Annotated in this window: 21 protein-coding genes and 1 riboswitch; of the genes, 13 read left to right on the forward strand and 8 right to left on the reverse strand. The window is 72.7% G+C overall.

Going from position 1 to position 20,613, the window contains the following annotated elements:
* Positions 1–5: 5 nt before the first annotated feature.
* The 3 genes from ABD298_RS10810 to ABD298_RS10820 are packed head-to-tail and all read left to right on the forward strand — an operon-like array spanning position 6 to position 3,698.
* Positions 6–1,238: a glycine C-acetyltransferase gene (locus ABD298_RS10810; RefSeq protein ID WP_344299692.1), complete on the forward strand. Its 1,233-nt coding sequence runs from the start codon at positions 6–8 to the stop codon at positions 1,236–1,238.
* A gap of 50 nt (positions 1,239–1,288) precedes the next feature.
* Entirely contained in the window at positions 1,289–2,428 is a 1,140-nt protein-coding gene (locus ABD298_RS10815) for an NAD(P)/FAD-dependent oxidoreductase (RefSeq protein WP_344299693.1), read from the forward strand.
* A gap of 10 nt (positions 2,429–2,438) precedes the next feature.
* The gene (locus tag ABD298_RS10820) at positions 2,439–3,698 is read left to right on the forward strand and encodes an amidohydrolase family protein (protein WP_344299694.1); all 1,260 of its coding nucleotides are present in this window, start codon (positions 2,439–2,441) and stop codon (positions 3,696–3,698) included.
* Positions 3,699–3,717: 19 nt separating this feature from the next.
* On the opposite strand, the gene ABD298_RS10825 is transcribed toward ABD298_RS10820, so the two are convergent.
* The 3 genes from ABD298_RS10825 to ABD298_RS10835 form a co-directional block, all read right to left on the reverse strand.
* On the reverse strand, positions 3,718–6,207 hold the full coding sequence (locus ABD298_RS10825) for a glycoside hydrolase family 65 protein (RefSeq protein WP_344299695.1): 2,490 nt from the start codon (positions 6,205–6,207) through the stop codon (positions 3,718–3,720).
* A gap of 68 nt (positions 6,208–6,275) precedes the next feature.
* Complete coding sequence (locus ABD298_RS10830; RefSeq protein WP_344299696.1) at positions 6,276–7,013, reverse strand: HAD family hydrolase; 738 nt, start codon at positions 7,011–7,013, stop codon at positions 6,276–6,278.
* A gap of 220 nt (positions 7,014–7,233) precedes the next feature.
* On the reverse strand, positions 7,234–7,914 hold the full coding sequence (locus ABD298_RS10835) for a histidine phosphatase family protein (protein WP_344299697.1): 681 nt from the start codon (positions 7,912–7,914) through the stop codon (positions 7,234–7,236).
* 100 nt (positions 7,915–8,014) lie between these two features.
* On the opposite strand from ABD298_RS10835, the gene ABD298_RS10840 reads away from it, so the two are divergent.
* On the forward strand, positions 8,015–8,815 hold the full coding sequence (locus ABD298_RS10840) for a CPBP family intramembrane glutamic endopeptidase (protein WP_344299698.1): 801 nt from the start codon (positions 8,015–8,017) through the stop codon (positions 8,813–8,815).
* A gap of 146 nt (positions 8,816–8,961) precedes the next feature.
* On the opposite strand, the gene ABD298_RS10845 is transcribed toward ABD298_RS10840, so the two are convergent.
* From ABD298_RS10845 to ABD298_RS10865, 5 genes are all read right to left on the reverse strand, one after another.
* Entirely contained in the window at positions 8,962–9,600 is a 639-nt protein-coding gene (locus tag ABD298_RS10845) for a VOC family protein (RefSeq protein ID WP_344299796.1), read from the reverse strand.
* Between the two features lie 47 nt (positions 9,601–9,647).
* Positions 9,648–10,682 carry a sensor histidine kinase gene (locus tag ABD298_RS10850; protein WP_344299699.1) on the reverse strand — a complete coding sequence of 345 codons (1,035 nt, stop codon included), beginning with the start codon at positions 10,680–10,682 and terminating at the stop codon, positions 9,648–9,650.
* Positions 10,679–11,365 (reverse strand): response regulator transcription factor, encoded by a 687-nt coding sequence (locus tag ABD298_RS10855; RefSeq protein ID WP_344299700.1) that lies wholly within the window; start codon positions 11,363–11,365, stop codon positions 10,679–10,681. Before ABD298_RS10855 ends, ABD298_RS10850 begins: the two co-directional genes overlap by 4 nt.
* A gap of 90 nt (positions 11,366–11,455) precedes the next feature.
* Positions 11,456–12,085: a VTT domain-containing protein gene (locus tag ABD298_RS10860; protein WP_344299701.1), complete on the reverse strand. Its 630-nt coding sequence runs from the start codon at positions 12,083–12,085 to the stop codon at positions 11,456–11,458.
* Positions 12,086–12,091: 6 nt separating this feature from the next.
* Positions 12,092–12,835 carry a phosphatase PAP2 family protein gene (locus ABD298_RS10865; RefSeq protein ID WP_208712126.1) on the reverse strand — a complete coding sequence of 248 codons (744 nt, stop codon included), beginning with the start codon at positions 12,833–12,835 and terminating at the stop codon, positions 12,092–12,094.
* A gap of 146 nt (positions 12,836–12,981) precedes the next feature.
* Here ABD298_RS10865 and ABD298_RS10870 point away from each other — a divergent pair, with 146 nt between their 5' ends.
* The 9 genes from ABD298_RS10870 (at position 12,982) to ABD298_RS10910 (ending at position 20,607) form a co-directional block, all read left to right on the forward strand.
* Positions 12,982–13,212 carry a helix-turn-helix transcriptional regulator gene (locus ABD298_RS10870; protein ID WP_208712127.1) on the forward strand — a complete coding sequence of 77 codons (231 nt, stop codon included), beginning with the start codon at positions 12,982–12,984 and terminating at the stop codon, positions 13,210–13,212.
* Entirely contained in the window at positions 13,209–14,480 is a 1,272-nt protein-coding gene (locus ABD298_RS10875) for a type II toxin-antitoxin system HipA family toxin (RefSeq protein ID WP_344299702.1), read from the forward strand. The genes ABD298_RS10870 and ABD298_RS10875 overlap by 4 nt, the downstream gene beginning before the upstream one ends.
* A gap of 62 nt (positions 14,481–14,542) precedes the next feature.
* Positions 14,543–14,655: riboswitch (SAM riboswitch) on the forward strand.
* Positions 14,656–14,668: 13 nt separating this feature from the next.
* Positions 14,669–16,081 (forward strand): bifunctional o-acetylhomoserine/o-acetylserine sulfhydrylase, encoded by a 1,413-nt coding sequence (locus ABD298_RS10880; protein ID WP_344299703.1) that lies wholly within the window; start codon positions 14,669–14,671, stop codon positions 16,079–16,081.
* A 2-nt stretch (positions 16,082–16,083) separates the two neighbouring features.
* Positions 16,084–17,256, forward strand: coding sequence for a homoserine O-acetyltransferase MetX (gene metX, locus ABD298_RS10885; protein ID WP_425564390.1), 1,173 nt, complete (start codon positions 16,084–16,086; stop codon positions 17,254–17,256).
* 91 nt (positions 17,257–17,347) lie between these two features.
* Positions 17,348–17,683: a hypothetical protein gene (locus ABD298_RS10890; protein WP_344299704.1), complete on the forward strand. Its 336-nt coding sequence runs from the start codon at positions 17,348–17,350 to the stop codon at positions 17,681–17,683.
* 1 nt (position 17,684) lies between these two features.
* The gene (locus ABD298_RS10895; protein ID WP_344299705.1) at positions 17,685–18,611 is read left to right on the forward strand and encodes an FAD:protein FMN transferase; all 927 of its coding nucleotides are present in this window, start codon (positions 17,685–17,687) and stop codon (positions 18,609–18,611) included.
* Positions 18,608–19,162: a ferric reductase-like transmembrane domain-containing protein gene (locus ABD298_RS10900; RefSeq protein ID WP_344299707.1), complete on the forward strand. Its 555-nt coding sequence runs from the start codon at positions 18,608–18,610 to the stop codon at positions 19,160–19,162. Before ABD298_RS10895 ends, ABD298_RS10900 begins: the two co-directional genes overlap by 4 nt.
* Before the next feature lie 6 nt (positions 19,163–19,168).
* A complete protein-coding gene (locus ABD298_RS10905) occupies positions 19,169–20,383 on the forward strand; it encodes an NADH-ubiquinone oxidoreductase-F iron-sulfur binding region domain-containing protein (RefSeq protein WP_344299708.1) in 1,215 nt (404 codons plus the stop codon).
* On the forward strand, positions 20,380–20,607 hold the full coding sequence (locus tag ABD298_RS10910; RefSeq protein ID WP_344299710.1) for a ferredoxin: 228 nt from the start codon (positions 20,380–20,382) through the stop codon (positions 20,605–20,607). Before ABD298_RS10905 ends, ABD298_RS10910 begins: the two co-directional genes overlap by 4 nt.
* Positions 20,608–20,613 lie beyond the last annotated feature (6 nt).

Consider the following 20,613-nt stretch of genomic DNA (forward strand, 5'->3'; position numbering starts at 1 on the left):
CACACATGTTTGCAGGCATCAAGGACCAGCTCGCCGCGGAGCTCGACGAGATCCGCGCCGCCGGGACCTTCAAGGAGGAGCGGCACATCGACTCGCCGCAGTCGGCCCACATCCAGGCTGGCAACCTCGGACAGCCGGCCGGGGAGGTCCTGAACTTCTGCGCCAACAACTACCTCGGCCTGGCCGACCACCCGGACCTCATCGCCGCCGCGAAGCAGGCCCTCGACGAGCGCGGGTTCGGCATGGCGTCGGTGCGGTTCATCTGCGGCACGCAGGACGCCCACCTCGCCCTCGAGCGTCGGCTCTCCGAGTTTCTCGGCACGGAGGCGGCGATCCTGTTCTCGAGCTGCTTCGACGCCAACGGCGGTGTGTTCGAGGCGCTCCTCGGGCCCGAGGACGCCGTCATCTCCGACGCCCTCAACCACGCCTCGATCATCGACGGGATCCGCCTCTGCAAGGCCGCCCGGCTGCGCTACGCCAACCGGGACATGGGCGAGCTCGAGGCCCGCCTCCAGGAGGCCGCGGCGATGCACGACGGCGCGGGGGCGCGTCGGGTGCTCGTCGTCACCGACGGCGTGTTCTCGATGGACGGCTACCTCGCGCCCCTGGCCGAGATCTGCGACCTCGCCGAGAAGTACGGTGCGATGGTCATGGTCGACGACTCGCACGCCGTGGGCTTCATGGGCGCCACCGGCGCCGGCACCCCCGAGCATGCGGGCGTCTCGGACCGGGTGGACATCTACACGGGCACGTTCGGCAAGGCCCTCGGCGGCGCCTCCGGCGGCTACGTCTCGGGACGCGCGGAGATCGTCGCCATGCTGCGGCAGAGGGCCCGGCCGTACCTCTTCTCCAACTCTGTGGCCCCCGCAATCGTCGCCGCGACCCTGCGCGCCCTCGACCTCGTGGCCGACTCCGGCGAGCTGCGCGAGCGGCTCTTCGCCAATGCGGCCCTCTTCCGGCGCCGCATGGGCGAGGAGGGCTTCGACCTGCTCCCCGGCGAGCACGCCATCGTGCCCGTCATGTTCGGCGACGCGGCGCTCGCCGGGCGCATCGCCGCCGAGATGCTCGCCCACGGGGTGTACGTGACGGCATTCTCGTACCCGGTGGTCCCGAAGGGCCTCGCCCGGATCCGCGTCCAGCTCTCCGCCGCCCACACCGCCGACGACGTCGAGACGGCCGTGCACGCGTTCGCCGCGGCCCGCAAGGCGGTCGCCGGGCAGGGGACAGGCGCTGGCTAGAGTCCATCGGCCCCCTGTGGGCTGCCTCACGCCCGGGCTAGAGTGGGCCCATGAGCGCCACCACGAACAGCACCCATGACGTCGATGTCCTCATCGTGGGAGGCGGCATCGCCGGCCTCTCCCTCGCCGCCGAGCTCGCCGGGAAGTGCCGCGTCGCGCTGGTCGAGGCGGAACCCTCCCTCGCGTACCACACGTCAGCACGCTCGGCGCAGCAGCTCATCCCGAGCTACGGCCCAGCGCCCGTCCAGGACCTCACCCGCCGCACGCTCGCCAAACTCGCGGGAGCGGCGGACGCAGGCTCTGCGGCCGGGGGCCGCCCGCTCGTGTGGCCCAGCCGGTTCATGCTCGTGGGAACCTGGGCGGACGTGGGCCAGGCGTCCCATGCCGGCATGCAGCCGCTGCGCCGCGACCAGGCCCGCACTCTCGTACCCCAGCTCCGCGAGGACGCGTTCGAGGCCGCGGCCCTCGACTCCGACTCCGTCCGCGTGGATGCCGCCGCGCTGCTGGCCTACCACGAGGAGAGGGCCCGCGCCGGCGGCGTCGAGATCCAGGTCGGCTCGCCCGTCCACACGGCCCAGAGGGTCGGTGAGGGCTGGCTCGTGGGCGCGGGCGCCGAGGGCTTCCACGCGGCCAACGTGGTCAACGCCGCCGGGGCGTGGGCAGACGACCTCGCCATCCTCTTCGGCGTCGAGCGGCTCGGCCTCCAGCCCTACCGGCGCACCGCAGCCATCGTCTCGCTCGCCGAGCCGCTCGATCCGGACCTGCCCATGGTGGCCGCCGCGGACAACACGTGGTACTTCCGCCCCGACGAGGCCGGAGCCCTGGTCTCCCCGAGCGAGGCCGAGCCGAGCCGGGCCGAGGACGCCGTCCCGCGCCCCGGCGACATCGAGGCCACCCTGGAGCTCATCCGGTCCGTCGCAGACCTCAGGGTCACCGGCATCGTGAAGGCGTGGACCGGGCTGCGCACCTCGCCCAAGGACGGGCTGCCGGTGCTCGGCTTCGACCCCGAGGGCCCCGGGTTCTTCTGGCTCGCCGGACAGGGCGGCTACGGCTTCCAGACCTCCTCGGCCCTCGCTGAGGATGCCGCCGCCGCGCTGCTGGCGGGTCCCGATGCGCTCCGGTCGGGGGCGAGTCCGGTATCGGAGACACAGCGGGCCCTGGATCCGCACCGCCTCTCGGTCCGGACGTGAAGATGGAGGCATGACCCTCCTCATCGACAACATCGGCGAGCTCTCCACCCAGCACCTCGCGGGCGAGGCGAGCCTCGGCTCCGGCGGGGCCGCAGGCGTCATCCGCGGCGCCGCCGTCGTGCTCGAGGGCGAGCGGATCGCGTGGGTCGGGCGGTCGTCGTCCGCGCCCGCCGCCGACGAGCGGTACGACGCGGGCGGCCGCGCCGTCCTGCCGGGCTGGGTCGACTCGCACTCGCACCTCGTCTTCGCCGGCGACCGGACCGCCGAGTTCGAGGCGCGCATGGCTGGCCAGGCCTACGCGGCCGGCGGCATCGGGGTCACGACGGCGGCCACCCGCGCCGCGTCCGACGGCGAGCTGCGGCGCCTGCTCGCCGCCCGCGTCGCCGAGGCCGTCGCCGGCGGGACGACCTACCTCGAGACCAAGACCGGGTACGGGCTCGACGTCGAGAACGAGCGGCGCAGCGCCGTCCTCGCGGGCGAGGTCGCCGACGAGGTCACCTACCTCGGGGCGCACCTCGTCCCGGCGGGGGCAGACCCGGAGGCATACACCGAGCTCGTCTGCGGCGAGATGCTCGAGGCCGTGCGGCCGCACGTGCGCTGGGCCGATGTCTTCTGCGACCGGGGAGCCTTCACCGAGGACCAGTCGCGGCGGGTCCTGCTCGCGTGCCGCGACGCCGGGCTCGGGCTCCGGGTGCACGGCAACCAGCTCGGCCGCGGCCCAGGGGTACGTCTCGCCGTCGAGGTCGGCGCCGCGAGCGTGGACCACGTGAACTTCGTGGACGACGCGGACCTCGAGGCACTCGCCGGGACATGGGAGGGATGGGCCGCGGCGGGATCGCCCGGAGGCGCCGGCGTGGTTGCCACAGCCGGCACCGTCGCGACCGTCCTGCCCGCGTGCGACCTCTCGACCCGCGCACCCCTCGCCCCGGCCCGGGCCCTCCTCGACGCCGGCGTCCAGATCGCGATCGCCTCCAACTGCAACCCTGGCACGAGCTACACGAGCTCGATGAACTTCTGCGTCGCCACCGCCGTCCTCCAGATGGGGCTCTCAGTCCAGGAGGCGGTCCGTGCCGCGACCTTCGGCGGCGCGCTCGCCCTGCGCCGCAACGCAGGGGAGGACGCCGACGGGAAGCGGGCGGTGGGGTCGGTCGCCGTCGGGCATCGCGCCGACCTGCACGTGCTCGACGCGCCCTCCGCCACGCACCTCGCCTACCGGCCGGGGATGCCGCTCACCCATGCGGTCTGGCGGGCGGGCACCCGCGTCCGGTAGGCGCCGGTGCCGTCTGCCGCTAGCCCATCACGGCGATGGCGGCGAGCCCCGCCGTCGGCAGCGGGCTCGGGAACACGCTCGGTTCGGGCTCGGCGACCGGCTCGACACTGATCTCCACCGGATCCGTCCCGACCGCGTAGACGCGCCCGCGCACCTCGACCTCGAGGGGGCCCTCGCTGAAGCGGTCCGTGCGCTGGAGGTCGGCGCGTGCGTCGGCCTCGCCAGCCGCGGCGGTGACCTCAGGCTCGGCACGGAACGAGATCATCCCGGGCGTCAGACGCACGGCGAGCGTGCGTCCCCGCATCCGGAGCCGGAACCCGAGGCTCTCCCAGCCCTCGGGCAGCCGCGGGTCGAAGCGGGGCGTCCGGCCCTGGTCCCGGAAGCCCGCGAAGCCGTTCGTGAGCGCCGCCCAGACCCCGCCTGCCGACGCCGTGTGCACGCCGTCGACCGTGTTGCCGTGCAGGTCGTCCAGGTCGATGAACGCCGCATGCGTGAAGTGCCCTAGCGCCGTGCGGACATAGCCCACCTCGGCGGCCATGATCCCCTGGACGCATGCGGACAGGGTCGAGTCGCCAGTCGTGATCGGGTCGTAGAAGTCGAAGGCGCGCTGCTTCTCCTCCGCGGTGAAGTCCTGCCACTGGAGGAACATCGCCAGCACGGTGTCCGCCTGCTTGAGCACCTGATGGCGGTAGATCACGAGCGGGTGGAAGTGCAGGAGGAGCGGGTACTTCTCCCGGGGCGTGTCCCAGTCCCACGGCTGGAGCGTCATGAAGTCGTTGTCCTGCGCGTGGACTCGCTGGTCCGCGTCGTAGGGCAGCGCCATCCGCTCGGCAGCTGTGGACCACAGCAGGCGGTCCGCCTCACGGACCGAGGTATGCTCGAGCGCCGCCGCGGCGCGGAGGTTGAAGCGCGCCATGACGTTCGTGTAGAGGTTGTCGTTCACCACTGCCGTGTATTCGTCCGGGCCCGTCACCCCGTGCAGGTGGAACTTCCCGTCCTTGCCGAAGAAGCCCAGCGAAGACCACATGCGGGCCGTCTCGGCGAGCAGCTCGGCTCCCTCGCCGTCGCGGAACGACGAGTCGGCCGTGGCCCACGTGTACCGGGACGCGGCGAAGGCGATCGCGGCGTTGATGTGGAACTGGGCCGTGCCTGCGGCGTAGTACGCGCTCGCCTCCTGGCCGTTGATCGTGCGCCAGGGGAAGAGGGCTCCGTCCACGTTGAGCTCTGCGGCGCGGGCCTTGGCCGCGGGCAGCATGCGGTGCCGGAACTCGAGGACCTGGCGGGCCGCCTCCGGACACGTGTATGTCAGGTACGGCATGAGGTACACCTCCTGATCCCAGAAGTAGTGGCCCTCGTACCCGGACCCGCTCACACCCTTGGCCGGTATGCCGGCCACACCCGCCTGGGACGTGGCCTGCGCGAGCTGGAACAGGTTCCAGCGCACCGCCTGCTGCAGCTCGGGCTGACCGCCGATCTCGACGTCGGCCGTGGCCCAGTGGCGTCGGTAGTGCTCGGCGCTCTCCACGGTCAGGTCCTCGATCCCCCGCAGCGAGGCCTCCGCCACGGCCAGGAGCGCGCCCACGCCGTCGGACGCGTCCCCGGCCGTTGCGGATCGGCCCTGCAGTGGTTCATCGGCCGCAAGCGCGGGGTCATCGGAGTCCCAGTCCGGCTCCGGCGCCGGCTCGACGGCATAGGCGAGTCGCTTCTCGAGCCGGAACTCCTCGCCCGGGTCCAGCGGCAGGACGTAACGGACAGCGCTGCGGTCGCAGTCCGCCTCGGTGGAGAACGGCGGGACGGGCCCGTTCGTGAGGTGGTCCACGGCCAGGGCTATCCGCTGCCGGGAAGCCGCCGTCGCCCACGCCAGCCGGAGGGAGCCGTTGAGCCCCTCGGCGCGCAGCGGGGAGAGGACGCGGCCCGCGTGCCGGCCCGCGCGGCGGGGGTCGTGCTCTGAGTGGTCCTCGGCGGGCTGGTCCTGACGGTTGACGACGGCGGAGGCGACGTCCGCGACGACGCGCCGGTCCGCGGTCACGAGGAGCTCGATCCCCAGAGATGCGCGCGAGGCCGCACCGACGACCCGGCGCTCGCGGGTCGTCACGACGGCGCCCGAGGATGTGCGCCAGACGATCGTGCACTCGTAGGCGCCCGAGGCGAAGTCCAGCGTGCGGCGGTAGTCCAGGACCGGCGTCGTGGCCAGGGCCAGTTCCTCGCCGTTGATCCGCACCGCGCACTCCTGCCCATCCGGGACGTAGAGGATGCGCTGGCCCTCTTTGGCGAAGCCGTAGGCGCTCTCCGCGTGGCGGATGTCGAACGTCTCGTGGAAGCCGTTGATGAACGTCCCGGGCAGGTGGGCGTCCTGCGCCGAGGCGTGGGCTCCGCGCAGCCCGAGATGGCCGTTGCCGAGCGTGAAGAGGGTCTCGAGGGTTCCTGTGTCGCCGGGCGCGTGGCCGGCTTCGACCAGGGACCAGGGTTCCGCCGGGAAGCGGTGGCGGTCAGCGGAGACAAGCGTCATGGGGGCGTCCTGCAGGGGAGTAGGGGATCGGACGGGTCGTGCTGAGGTGCCTGCGTGTTCCGGGGCGGTCAGAGCAGCTCGTCGAGGTCCTGCACGACCACGGTTGCGCCGGCTTCGAGCAGTGCGCCGCGGCCCGCGCCCCGGTCGATCCCGACGACAGCGCGGAAGCCGCCCGCAGCGCCGGCCTGGACGCCGGAGACTGCGTCCTCGATGACCACGCACGCAGAGGCGGGCGTACCAAGGAGCTCGGCCGCCCTCTCGTACGTTGCGGGGTCCGGTTTGCCGGGCAGACCTTCGGCTGCGGCCGCTGCGCCGTCGACGACGACGCCGAACTCGTCCGCGAGGCCGGCGGCGCGCAGGACCGCCGGGGCATTGCGGGAGGAGGAGACGATCGCGACGCGCAGGCCGCGGGACTTTGCTTCGGCGATGAAGCGGACGGAGCCTGCAAAGGGCTCTACCCCCTCATTCTCGATGATCGAGGTGAAGATCCGGTTCTTGCGGTTGCCGAGGCCGTGGACGCTCGCGTTCTCCGGGCTGTCGTCGAGAGGTCCCTCCGGCAGGACGATTCCGCGCGAGGCCAGGAAGTCCCGGACGCCGTCGAAGCGGGGCTTTCCGTCGATGTGGTCGAAGTAGTCGCCGTCCTCGTACGCCGGACCTGCCCCGACTTCGTCGAGGTAGCCCTCGAAGAGGCGCCGCCAGGCGAGCTCGTGCACTGTCGCCGTGGGTGTCAGCACGCCGTCGAGGTCGAAGAGGACGGCTTCGGTTCCGGCCCAGAGGTCGAGGTGCTGGTCCTGCTGCGTGGTCATGGGTCCTCTCCGGAGGGGGAGCCCGGCGGGCGGCCGGGTTGAGGTGCTTGGCTTGGCGCTGGTGGCGGCGCGGCAGATCGGATGCGGCGTCTTCGCCTCGGGCGGCCGCGGGAAACGGAATCGGCGGCCCCTGCGGTCGGGCTAACCGTCAACTCTAGGCTCTGCACCGGTCCTGTGCAAGCGTCGCCGGGTGCGTTCCGCGCGCCCACCCGGCGACGCCTTAGGGCTCGTCGAGGGTGCTCTCGAGGACGGTGTCCCTCGTGGTCCGCACGGCCCACTGGCTGAACGGCGGCGAGAGCCGGTACCGCCCGCTCGGCTGGCGGACGAGGGTGTGGACGCCGGCGTTCTCGGGGTTGTTGAGCGACTCGAAGTACTCGACCGTCCACCGGAACCAGCGCATGCAGAACAGGCGCATGGTCAGCCCGTGCGTCACCAGAAGCGCGTTCGGCGGGTAGGCCGGCCTGGCCCAGTGGCGGTACAGGGTCTCCATGAAGCCGGTCACGCGGTCGTACACGTCGCTGCCGGACTCGCCGTCGCGGAACCGGTAGAAGAAGTGGCCGTAGGTGTCCCGAAGCCGCTTCTGCTCCTCGATCTCCTCGGGCACCTGGTAGTTCGCCCAGTCCTGCTCCCGCAGCCGCGGCTCCTCGACGACGCTGTCGGTGAGATCCTCGATCCCGAGCGCCTCGAGCGTCTGGTATGCCCTCAGGTACGGCGAGACGTAGACGCGGACCCGCTCGCCGTCCAGCTGGCGCCGGATCTGCTGCCCTGCCCGGCGCGCCTCGTCGACGCCCTGCTCGGTCAGGGGGATCCGGTAGTCGGGGACGCGCTCGTAGATGCTCGTGTCCAGGTTGGCGGCCGAGTGGCCGTGCCGGACCATGATGATCTGCCGCGGCGCGCTCATGGAACCCTAGCGTAGGCCAGCCGCCCTGCAGGAGGCGCCCAACCTGCAGGAGGCGCCCAGCCTGCAGGAGGCGCCCAGCGACGGCAGGCAAGATGGGTGCATGCCGGAAGCACCCGCCGTCGTCCGTTCCGCCTCCCGTCCCCGGTGGCGCGCCCAGCTGCTCATCGTCCTCGGCCTCTCGCTCGGGCAGTCGGCCGTCTACTCGGTCGTCCAGCTCATCGACAAGGCGACCCGCGCGCCGCTGTCCGAGGGGACCTCCACCCTCAACCGGTCCCTCAACTCGCGCGAGTACTTCGACCTCACCTACCAGCTGCTCGACATCCTCTTCGCGCTCGTGCCCGTGGCGCTGGTGCTCTACTTCGTGTGGGACGCCGCGGCGCGCCGTGGTGCCGTCGCCGCCAGATGGACGACGCCGTTCGCGCGCCTCGGGCTCGACCTCGCCCGCCCGGGGCGCGACTGGCTGTGGGGCGCGGGGCTGTTCCTCGCGATCGGGATCCCGTCGCTCGGCCTCTACTGGGCGGGGCGAGTGCTGGGAATCACCACGGCCATCATCCCCAGCGGGCTCGACCAGTACTGGTGGACGGTCCCGGTGCTCATCCTCTCGGCTGTGCGGCACGCGCTCGTCGAGGAGGTCATCGTCGTGGCGTTCATGCTCGGGTGGCTTCGGCGGCTGGGCTGGGGGGCGCCGGCGGCGGTCGCGGCGAGCGCGCTCCTCCGCGGCAGCTACCACCTGTACCAGGGGATCGGGCCCTTCGTGGGGAATGCGGTGATGGGCGTCGTGTTCGCCTTCGTGTACCGCAGGTACGGGCGCGTCATGCCGCTGGTCATCGCGCACGCCCTGCTGGACATCGTCGCGTTCGTGGGCTTCAGCATTGCCGGCAAGGCCATGGGCCTGGGGTAGGGACGGGACCCCGCAACGAAGGGGACGGGACCCCGCAACGAAGGGGACGGGACCCCGCAACGAAGGGGACGGGACCCCGCAAACGTTGTGGGGTCCCGTCCCGTCGAATGCGGGGTCCCGTGCGCCCCCGTCGTCCGGTCCTCTGGTCAGATCGTGACGGCGCCGTTCGCCGTCTCGAAGGTGACCGACATGATGCCGGGGGTGCCCTTCGGGGAGACCCACTCGACCTCGACGTCCTCGAGAGGCTTCTCGACCGGCTCGCCGAGCCACTCGGTGACGCGCTCCGCCGAGCCGGCGATGGTCAGCCGGCTCATGCGCACCGTGGCCGGGTAGGCGTTCGAGGGGTGGAGGGACGGGTCGCCCTCCCACTTGAGCATGTACGGGACCTGCGGGTCGGCGATGAGCCCGAGGATGCCGATCTGCTTCCACACGAGCTCGCGCCCGTCGGGGAACTTCCGGTTGCCGGGAACGGCCTGGCGCCCGAGCCGCTCCTCGAACGGCGCGAGATCCCGGACCTCGACGCACCAGCCCATCCAGCCCCCGCCCGCAGCGCTGCGGGCGCGGACCGCTTGGCCGAACGGCGCCTTGTCCGACGCCGGGTGGTCCAGGACCTCGACGACCTCGAGGTAATGGTGGTCCGTGAGGGGAATGATCATATTGCGGGTACCGAAACGCGGGTGGACCCCGCCCTTGACGGCCTCGACACCGAGGGCGTCGGCGATCCGCTCCGTCGTGGCCAGCAGACCGTCCGCTTCGCAGGCATAAGAAACATGGTCCATACGCATGGAAGTCATGGTGCCACTTTGTGATGGGCGCCTCAGCTTAGGTTTGCCTAAGTAGCGGCGAGGGGGAGGGAGACCTCCATGGTGGTGCCGCCGGACCCGGTCTGCGCGATGCGCACCGAGCCTCCGTTGCGCACGGCGATGTCCCGTACCAGGGCAAGCCCGAGCCCGAAGCTCCGCCTCCCGCCCGGGGCGGGTAGGGCGCCGCCGGCGTACCGCTCGAACACCCGTTCGGGGGCCGGTCCGGCAATGCCGGGACCGGTGTCCGCGACGGTGAGCACCGCCGTCGCGCCTCCCGGGCCGCGTCCGCCTTCGGCGACCCGCACGCCCACGGTGACCCGGCCGCCGTCGGGCGTGTACTTGAGCGCGTTGTCGGCAAGGGCGACGACGACGCGCCGCAGCGGTGCGGGGGCAACGGCTACGGGCACGGGGTCGGTCGGGGCTAGGGCCGAGAGCGCGATCCCGCGGTCTCCGGCGACCACGGCAAGGTCGCCGACGACGTCGCGGGCGAGGTCAGCGAGGTCGGTGGGCGTATTGGGGACATCAGGGCCGCCGGAGGCGCTGTGGAGGAGGTCCTCGATGACCGCGGCGAGCTTCGCCGAGTCCCCGCGCAGCTCGGCGAGCACCCCAGCGGCCTCGCTGTCGGGACCCAGACGCTTCTGCGCGAGCTGGATGCGCGTGTCGATGACCGTCAGCGGCGTGCGGAGCTCGTGGCTCGCGTCCTGGACGAACCGGCGCTGGAGCGCCAGGGACTCGCCGAGCGGCCTCACGGCCTGCCGCGCGACCAGGACGCCCACCACTCCGGCGAGCACGATCCCCGCGACCCCGCCGACGACGAGGGCGAGCAGGACATCGACGGTGTCGAGGACGACCTGCGGCTGGTCCCGCTCGAGGTGGGCGAGGACCTGGGCGGGCTGGGACTTGACGGCGACGTACACCGCCGCTGCGGCGATCATCGCGACCACGACGACGGCGACGGCTGCGGCAATCTGTGTCCCCACCCTCATGGCGGCGCGCCGCAGCGCCATCTCGTCCGAGTTCAGGGGCCGCCGCGGCGGTCGAGGGGTCCAGGGGCGGGGGCTCATTCGAGGCCGCCGAGTTGGTAGCCGACCCGGTGCACGGTCCTGATCACGGTCTTGTGCGTCTTCTTCCTGATGTAGTGGACATACGTGTCGACGACGCCGGGGGTGTCGCCGGCGTCGAACACGGCTGCGAGGAGTTCGGCCCGGGAGTGGACGCGCGCTGGCTCCCGGGCGAGGCGTACTAGGAGGGCGGACTCGGCGGCGGAGAGCTCGACCCGGTCGCCGTAGGGCGAGGTGAGGACGCGTGCCGCAGGGTCGAGGTCCCAGGCGCCGACGGACAGCAGCGCGGGCGGCGGCGCCTCGTAGGTGCGGGTGAGCGCCCGGAGCCGGGCTGCGAGCTCCTCCGAATCGAAGGGCTTGGGCAGGTAGTCGTCGGCTCCGGCGTCGAGCCCCTCGACCTTGTCCCGCACGCCCCCGAGGGCTGTGAGCATCAGGATCGGGGTCCCGATGCCCTTCGCCCGCAGGGTCTTCACGAGGGAGACGCCGTCCACGAGCGGCAGCCCGCGGTCGACGACGAGGGCATCCCACGCTTCGCCCAGCGCGAGGCGGAGGCCCTCGCGCCCGTCCGCGGCGAGAGTGACGGCGAACGCATCGCCGAGCAGCTCGGCAACGAGGGGGCCGAGCTGGCCGTCGTCCTCGACGAGGAGGATGCGGGGTGGCCCCGTCCGCGGATGTCTGGGCTCCATGGCTGCCATTGTGCCAAGCGGACCTGACTCGCAGGAGGTGACCCCCAGGAGGTGACCCCCAGGAGGTGACCCCCAGAGGGAAGGGGGGTGTCAGTCCTCGTCGGCGCGGACCCGGACCGGCTCGGGCTGGCCGGCCTTGCGCCGCCGTCGGACGATCTCGATGGTGATCGGGATGACGGACGCCGCGACGATCAGCACGGACAGGACGTCGATGTTCTTGGCGATGAACTCGACGTGTCCGAGCCAGACGCCCAGCAGGGTGATGGACACGGCCCACGCGACGCCCCCGAGCACGTTCCAGCCGAGGAACTTCCGGTACGGGTAGTGCGCCATGCCGGCCACGAGCGGGACGTACGTGCGCACGATCGGGACGAAGCGGGCCAGGACGAGCGCCCTCCCGCCGTAGCGTCCGAAGAACTCCTCGGCGCTGTCGAGGTAGGAGAGCTTGAGGACCTTCGCGTCCGCGCGGAACCACCTCTTCCCCACGAACTTGCCGAGGAGGTACCCCGCTTGGTCCCCGGCGACGGCCGCCCCCGCCACGACCAGCATGAGGAGGGGCAGGCTCAGTCCGAGCTGGGCGTGCAGGAGGCCCACCGTGAACAGCAGGGAGTCGCCGGGCAGGAACGGGAACAGGAGCCCCGACTCGATGAAGACCAGCAGGGCCACGACGCCGAGGACCCAGGGGCCGGCGTCGAACAGGAGGGATGTGGGATCAAGCATGGGGCATCAGCGGCTCTCGAGACGGGCAATGAAGGGGAGTTTCCCGAGGACCGGCGGGGCCAAACGGTTCCAGATCCCGGAGAAGAGCAGGATCCCCGCGATCGAGGCGGGGAACGAGGCGAGGACGTCCATGGGGTAGTGCACGCCGACGTACACGCGGGTCCATGCCGCGAAGGCCGAGACCGCGAAGCCGGCCACGAGGATCCACGGGCTCCACCGCCGGTGGCGGAGCAGGAAGTACAGCGCGATGGTGAGCGAGACGGCGAAGCACACGTGGCCGCTCGGGAAGCTGTTGGGATCCATCTCGGGGGAGAGCGGGTCGGCGAGCAGGCCCGGATCCGGGCGGTGCCGATGGATCGCGTACTTGAAGATCAGGCTGAAGACCCAGCCGAAGGCCGTCACGCCCACGACGGCGATCGCGTCCACCGGCGTCCGGCGCACCACCCACAGGCCGATGAGGAGGAGCACGAGGATCGCGATCGCCCCGCGCGGGCCGAGGATCTGCTCGATCGCGAGCGAGACGGCGTTGAGCCAGGCCACGTGCTCGGTGCTGAGCCGCTGGTCGATCGCGAGCTCGGAGGACTGGTACGCCGGGGTCATGGCGGCGAGGCCGAGCGCGAACACGACGATGCTCATCGCGAAAGGCACCGCGATCCAGTGACGGAGCTCGGGAAGCTGCAGGAGCCGGCTGCGGGCAGGGCGCTCGCGCGCCGGCTCGACGCTGAGCCTTGCGTCGTTCTGTGGAGTCATGGGTCCATCGTGCGCCGGGCGGTCTAAGACGGTTCTAAGAACCGGGAAGCGCGTTCCGGGTCGGAGAGAGCGGAACGATCGTGCCGATCCGTCCGCTGGTGTGTGGCTTGACTCACAGCCTTCCGGTGCTCACGCTAGAAAACGGAATGAACGTGCCGGTCCCCTCACCTGACGTGAGCCTCGCCCTCGCCGCAGAGGTGCGGGGGCGGCGTCGTGCGCTCGGGCTGAGCCAGCAGGACCTCGCCGACCTCGCGGGGGTGAGCGAGCGGTTCGTGCGCTTCGTCGAGCAGGGCAAGCCCAGCATCCAGCTCGACGCGCTCCTCGCCGTCCTCGACGCGCTCGGACTCGAGCTCGTGGTCCGCAGGAGGGGCACATGACGCGCCACCGCATCGCGGACGTCTACAAGGCCGGCGTCCTCGCGGCACGGCTCGAGCGCTTCGAGGGCGGGACGCGCTTCTCCTACCTCCCGGCCTATCTCGCCTCCCGCGGCGAGCCGGTCGCGACGACGCTGCCCCTCACCGACCGCCCCGTGGACACCGGATCCGGCGCGGTCCCGCCGTTCTTCACCGGCCTCCTCCCAGAGGGCCGCCGCCTCGCATCCCTGCGGCGCGCCGTCAAGACCAGCGCGGACGACGAGCTGGGGCTCCTCATGGCCGCCGGATCGGACCCGGTGGGCGACGTGCAGATCGTCCCCCACGGCGAGCCCCTGCCCGCCGACGCGGGCACCGGCGTCCCGGCGGAGGGCCCGGAGCACGCCGTCGAGCTCGACCCCCGCCGGCCGCCGGATTTCGCGGCCCTCGTCGACGACCCGTCGCTCGTGGACCCGAAGGCCCTCGCGGGGGTCCAGGACAAGGTCAGCGCGGGGATGATCTCGGTTCCGGCCGCCCAGTCCGGCCGGCGCTACATCCTCAAGCTCAACGCCCCCGAGTTCCCCCATGTCGTGGAGAACGAGCACCTCATGTACCGACACGCGGCCAGGCTGCGCATCCCGGTGAGCACGGCCAGGATCGTCCACGACGTCGCCGGCCGCGCCGGGCTCCTCGTGGAGCGCTTCGACCGCCCGCCCCAGCCTGCCGGCAGCGCGCCCGGGGTGGCGACCGTGCGGCTCGCGGTCGAGGACGGCTCCCAGCTGTTCGGCCTCTATCCGGCGGACAAGTACAACGTGGGCTATGGCGAGCTCATCTCCGAGATGGCGCGCCGGTGCGCGGCGCCGCTCCCGGCCCTGCGCAACCTCGTGCTGCAGGGGGCGTTCGCCTGGCTCACGGGCAACGGGGACCTCCACGCCAAGAACGTCTCCCTCGTCAGGACCGCGCCCGGTCCCGCCACGGCCGAGGCGCCGGGGGAGTGGCGTGTCGCACCGGTGTACGACATCCCCTCGACCGTCCCCTACGGCGACCGGACCCTCGCCCTCCCCCTGGGCGGGAAGCGCTCCGGGATCTCCCGCCGCCACTTCCTCGCGTGGTCGGGGGAACTGGGGCTGCCGGCCCGCGCCGCCGAGGGGGTGCTCGCCGTGGCACTCCGGGCGGCGGGCCCGCTGCTGGCCTCCCTCGAGGCGGACGACGGCGGCCCCTCGCCCTTCGCCCCCGCACAGACTCGGGCGTGGGTCAGGGAGCTGCGGCACCGGCGGAGGCTCATGGAGGGGTGAGGGGGTCACAGACCGTCACAGAGTTGCCTGCCCCTTCGCAGCGTTCCCTAGACTCTTGAAAAGGTCATGAGTGCCAGCGCGAAACCCCGGTTTGCTGGCCGGCAACCCTCCTGATGCGGTGGGGTGCCCCGGGTGAAGACCTGGTCCGGCGAGAGCCGCCGGTCAAGCGCAGCGCAAAGGAGCTTGCTATGTCCAGCAACCCCGAGTGGTCCTTCGAGACCCGCCAGATCCACGTCGGCCAGACCCCGGACTCCGAGACGGGCGCCCGCGCCCTCCCGATCTACCAGACGACCTCGTTCGTGTTCCCGAGCGCCGAGAGCGCCGCGAAGCGGTTCGCGCTCGCCGAGCTGGCCCCGATCTACACCCGCATCGGCAACCCGACCCAGGACGCGGTCGAACAGCGCATCGCGAGCCTCGAGGGCGGCCTCGCGGCCCTCCTGCTCTCCTCGGGACAGGCTGCGACCACCTACTCGCTCCTGAACGTCGCCGAGTCCGGGGACCACGTGGTCGCGAGCGCGAGCCTCTACGGCGGCACCTACAACCTCCTGAAGCACACCTTCGCGAAGTTCGGCATCGAGGTCACGTTCGTCACGGACCCCGACAGCGTCGAGGAGTGGAAGGCCGCCGTGCGGCCGAACACCAAGGCGTTCTTCGCCGAGTCGATCTCCAACCCGCGCCAGAACGTCCTGGACATCGAGACGGTCGCGGACATCGCCCACGCCGCCGGCGTCCCCCTGATCATCGACAACACGGTCGCGACCCCGTACCTCGTCCGCCCGCTCGACCACGGGGCAGACATCGTGGTCCACTCCGCGACGAAGTACCTCGGCGGGCACGGCTCCGCGATCGCCGGGGTGATCGTGGACGGCGGCTCCTTCGACTTCGCCCGTGACCCCGAGCGCTTCCCGGGCTTCAACACGCCGGACGAGAGCTACAACGGGCTCGTTTTCGCGCGCGACCTCGGCGCGGACGGGCTCCTCGGGGCCAACCTCGCGTACATCCTCAAGGCCCGGGTCCAGCTCCTGCGCGACCTCGGCTCCGCGGTCGCGCCGTTCAACGCGTTCCTCATCGCCCAGGGCCTCGAGACCCTTTCGCTCCGCGTCGAGCGGCACGTCGAGAACGCCCAGAAGGTGGCCCGGTGGCTCGAGGAGCGCGCCGATGTCGCGTCTGTGGCCTACGCCGGGCTCGAGTCCAGCCGGTGGTACGGGCTGGGCCAGAAGTACGCCCCCAAGGGCGCCGGCGCGATCGTCTCCTTCGAGCTGGCGCTGGAGGACGCCTCCGGGGTTTCCCCCGCCGCTGCCGGCGCCGCGTTCGTCGACGCCCTCGAGCTGCACTCCCACGTGGCCAACATCGGCGACGTGCGCTCCCTCGTGATCCACCCGGCGTCGACCACCCACGCCCAGCTGTCCGCGGAGCAGCAGCGAGCGGCCGGCGTCACGCCGGGCCTCGTGCGCCTCGCGGTGGGGATCGAGCACATCGACGACATCCTGGCCGACCTCGAGAAGGGCTTCGCCGCCGCGGCCTCCGCGGCTCAGGACAGCGAGGGCGACGCCTCGGCCGCGGAGGCTGTGGCCGACCCGGTCGCGGAGCCCGTCGCGTGACGATCCTCGACCGGTCGGCCATCGACGGCGCGGCCCCCGGCGGGAGCCGCGAGCGCACGACGGCGGCGCCTGCGAGCGGGACCAGGCAGGACGGCGTCGTGCGCGCCACGGCCGTGGGCGCCCTCCAGCTCGAGGCGGGCGGCGCCCTCCCCGAGGTCGAGCTCGCCTACGAGACGTGGGGAACGCTCAACGCCGACGGGACTAACGCGGTCCTCATCCAGCACGCGCTCACCGGGGACACGCACGTGGCCCAGGGCGAGGGCGACGAGCCGGGCTGGTGGGAGGCCCTCGTCGGCCCGGGGAAGCCGGTGGACACCGAGAAGTACTTCGTGGTCGCGGCCAACATGCTCGGCGGGTGCTACGGCTCGACCGGGCCGAGCAGCCTCGACCCGGAGGGCGTGCCGTGGGGCTCGCGGTTCCCGTTCGTGACCATCCGCGATTCGGTCCGCGCCGAGGCCCGGCTGGCGGACCGGCTGGGCGTCCGCGCCTGGCACGCCGTCCTCGGCGGGTCCATGGGAGGCGCCAGGGCGCTCGAGTGGGCGGCCACGTACCCGGAGCGGGTGCGGCACTGCGTCGTCGTCGCGATCGGCGCCTACTCGACCGCCGAGCAGATCGCCCTCGCGCAGGCGCAGGTCCTCGCCATCCGGCAGGACCCCCACTTCAACGGCGGCGACTACTATGGCGGCCCGACCCCCGTGGCCGGGCTCGGGCTGGCACGCCGGATCGCCCACATCTCCTATCGCTCCGAGCCGGAGCTGAATTTCCGCTTCGGCCGCCGCGGCCAGGGCGCCGAGAACCCGATCGAGGCCCCCGGCCACGCCGCCGAGCGCGGCCGCTACCAGGTGGAGAGCTACCTCGACCACCAGGCCGCCAAGCTCGTGAACCGGTTCGACGCCAACAGCTACATCGCCATCACGGAGGCGCTCATGAGCCACGACGTGGGCCGCGGCCGCGGCGGCCTCGTGAGGGCACTGGCGAAGACGAAGGCGGAGTTCTTCCTCGCCTCCGTCAACTCGGACCGGCTCTACTTCCCCGAGCAGAGCGACGAGCTCGCACGCGCCCTCCCCGGTGAGGTCCCCGTCCATTCGATCGATGCCAAGATCGGCCACGACGGGTTCCTCACCGAGATCGGCCAGCTCGGCGGCGAGCTCCGGCGGAAGGTCTTCACGCTCTGATCGGTGCGAAAGCACAGCCTGCACACAGCTTTCTCCCTTCGAAGGCATAACTCGCGCGTCCATGCTGGAACCAGACCAGAGGAGGAGCGCGATGGGTGAGGGCATCCGTGAGACGGGACGGCGCCGGGCGCGCCTGACGGCCATGGCGGTCGGCGCGGCGAGTGCCGTCGCCGCGGGCGCCGTCGCGGCAGCCGTGTACATTCCGGCCGCGCAGGCGGCATCGACCACCGTGGGCAGCACGACCGGTTCGGACGACGGGTCCGGCTCCGGCGGGTACCCCGAGGAGGGGCCCCAGGAGCATTCCGGCCCGGGAACCCAGAGCCACCGGTCGCCGGGCTCGAGCTCCAGCTCCGGAAGCCAGCAGTCCCAGCAGGGGCTCGGCCCCTCGCGCGGCGGCGGCGCCGTCGGCCATTCCATGGGGTCCTGACGTGGCAGCTGTCGCGGACTTCGAGGCGTTCACCTGTGCGTGCCGCCTGGCCGTCACGGACCCCGCCGCTCTCGGCCCCGCCCTCGCCCACGTCGAGGAGCTCCTGGGCCGCGTCGATGAGGCCGCCAGCAGCTTCCGCCCCGACTCGGAGCTCAGCCGTCTGGAGCGGGCCGGGGGAGGGACGGTGACCCCGCTGCTGGCGAGCCTGATCCGCACTGCGCTCGACGCCGCTGACCGGTCCGGGGGCGCCGTCGTCCCGACACTGGGCCGCGAGCTGATCCATCTGGGCTTCGGGCCGCCGGCGGAGGACGCGCCCGCTGCGCCCGGCCCGGCGGTGTCCACCCGCCCGCTCCCCGCGGAGAGTTGGCGGAAGGTCACGCTCGACGCCGGCGTGCTCGCCATCCCGCCGGGTGTCCGCCTCGACCTCGGCGCCACGGCGAAGGCGGCGGCGGCCGACCGGGCGGCGGCGGAAGTGCACGCCCGCTTCGGCACGTCCGTCCTCGTCTCCCTCGGCGGGGACCTCGCCACGGCCGGCGACGCCGCGTGGGAAGTGCTCGTGCAGGACCTCCCGACCGACCCCGCATGCCAGGTGAGCCTGGCCGGCGGCTGGGCGATCGCGACGTCGAGCACGCAGAAGCGACGGCGGCGCTCGGGAACGCTCGAGGCGCACCACATCCTCGACCCCTGGACGGCCCTCCCGGCCCTTGAGGTCTGGCGCAGCGTCACGGTGGCGGCTCCCGACTGCGTCAGCGCGAACACGGCGAGCACCGCCGCCGTCGTGCGTGGGACCGGTGCTGTCGCAGGGCTCCGCGGCCTGGGATACCCCGCGCGTCTCGTGCGGGCCGACGGCGACGTGGTGGAGCTCAACGGCTGGCCCACCGACTCCGCGGACCACCGGCCGGCCCTCCCGGCAGGGTCCCGGCGATGAACGAAGTCCTGTGGGCCTTCGGCCGGGCGAGCGGGATCGTCTCCCTCGCGCTGCTCACCGCCGTGCTCGTCCTGGGCATAGTGAGCCGCTCGGGGCGTCCGCTCGCCGGGCTTCCGCGCTTCTCGGTGGCGCTCGTCCACCGCAGCACCGCCCTGACCGCCGTCACGTTCCTGGTGCTGCACGTTGGCACCCTCATGCTCGACCCCCACGCGAAGCTCGGCCTGAGCGACGCCGTCGTGCCCTTCGTGGCGGGCTGGAACCCGTTCTGGGTGGGACTCGGCACGACGGCCTTCGATCTCGTGGTGGCCCTCGTGGTGACGGGACTGCTGCGCCACCGGCTCGGGCAGCGGGCCTTCCGGGCCATTCACTGGGCCGCCTACGCCCTCTGGCCGATCGCGTTCGCCCACGCGCTGGGCTCGGGGACGGACGCGGGGTCGCTGTGGTTCCAGGCCTACGCGTGGGCCTGCGCCGGGGCCGCGGCATCCGCCGTGCTCTGGCGCCTCAGCGCGGGATTCGCGGAGACTGCCGCCGCGCGGTTCGGGCGGGTGTGAGCGCCCATGACTGAGACGGCTCTCGGACTGCCTGCCCTGGGCACCGGACGGCTCTTCGCGTCCGCCGGTCCGGGTCTGGCAGCCCACGAGGCGGCATACGGGCCGCCGAGGACCGGCTGGACCCGCGAGGCGCTGCTCGCGGAGCTCGAGGCGTCGGGTCTCGCCGGGCGCGGGGGCGCCGGATTCCCCGCCTGGCGCAAGCTGTCCTCGCTCGGAGCGCGCCGCGCCGTCGTCGTGGCCAACGGCGCCGAGGGCGAGCCGCTGAGCCGCAAGGACGCCGCGCTCCTGACCGGGGCGCCCCACCTCGTCCTCGACGGTCTCCTCACAGCGGCCGAGGCGCTGAACGCGTCGCAGCTCTTCGTCTATGCGCCCGCGGCATCGCTCGCGGGCGTGGCCGCCGCCCTGGCCGAACGCCGCGACGGACGGCGCGTCTCGCTCGTCGAATCGCCGGGAACGTTCGTCTCCGGGGAGGCCAGCGCGGTCGTCTCGGCGCTCGAGACGGGGGTTGCCCTGCCGCGGGACAGCGCGGCGCGCCTGACCACCGCGGGGTACCGGGGACTGCCGACCCTCGTTCACAACGTCGAGACGCTCGCCCAGCTCGCGCTCGTGGCCCGGTACGGCGCCGACTGGTTCCGCACCGCAGGGACCGACGACGATCCGGGCACCCGTCTCGTCAGCGTCTCGGGGGACGTCCCGGCGCCCCACGTCGCGGAGGTTCCCGGCGGCACGCCGCTCCGTGACATCCTTCTCGGCGCCGGGGCCGACCCGGGCTCCCTGGCCGCCGTCCTCGTCGGAGGCTTCCACGGCGCCTGGGTGCCGGCGAAGGCCCTGGGCCGGCGCGCGACAGCCGCAGGTCTTGCGGACTACGGCGCCCGGCCCGGCGCCGGGGTGCTCGTCGCCCTCGCCGCGGGACGCTGCGGCCTGGCGGCAGCCGCGCCCATCGCGCGCTACCTGGCCGACAGCTCGGCGCGCCAGTGCGGGCCGTGCACGTTCGGGCTGCCCGCCATGGCGGCCGTCCTCGAACGGATCGCCGCGGGGGAGCGGAGCCCCTGGCTCGCGGCGGAGGCCGAACGACTGGCGGGCCTTGTCACGGGCAGGGGAGCGTGCCACCACCCCGACGCGACGGCAGGGTTCGTCCGCAGCACGCTGACGGTGTTCCGGCAGGAGGTGCGTGCCCATCTGGACGGGCACTGCACGGGCGCCGAGGGGTGGCGGCCATGAGCCGGGAACGCCTCGCGCTGCACATCGACTTCACGCGGTGCGACGGGCGCGGCCTCTGCACCGAGCTGCTGCCCGAACTCCTCGTCCGCGACGACTGGGGCTACCCGCTCGGACGCGGCGGCCGGGACGTGCCGGTTCCCTCCGGGCTTGCCGGGGCGGCGCAGGACGCCGTCGCACTGTGCCCCGTGCAGGCGCTGAGGCTGCGGTCGGCCGGCCGGGACTGACCCGGC

Origin of the sequence: Sinomonas flava (assembly GCF_039531875.1) — a bacterium.
In the GTDB taxonomy this organism is placed as follows: domain Bacteria; phylum Actinomycetota; class Actinomycetes; order Actinomycetales; family Micrococcaceae; genus Sinomonas; species Sinomonas flava.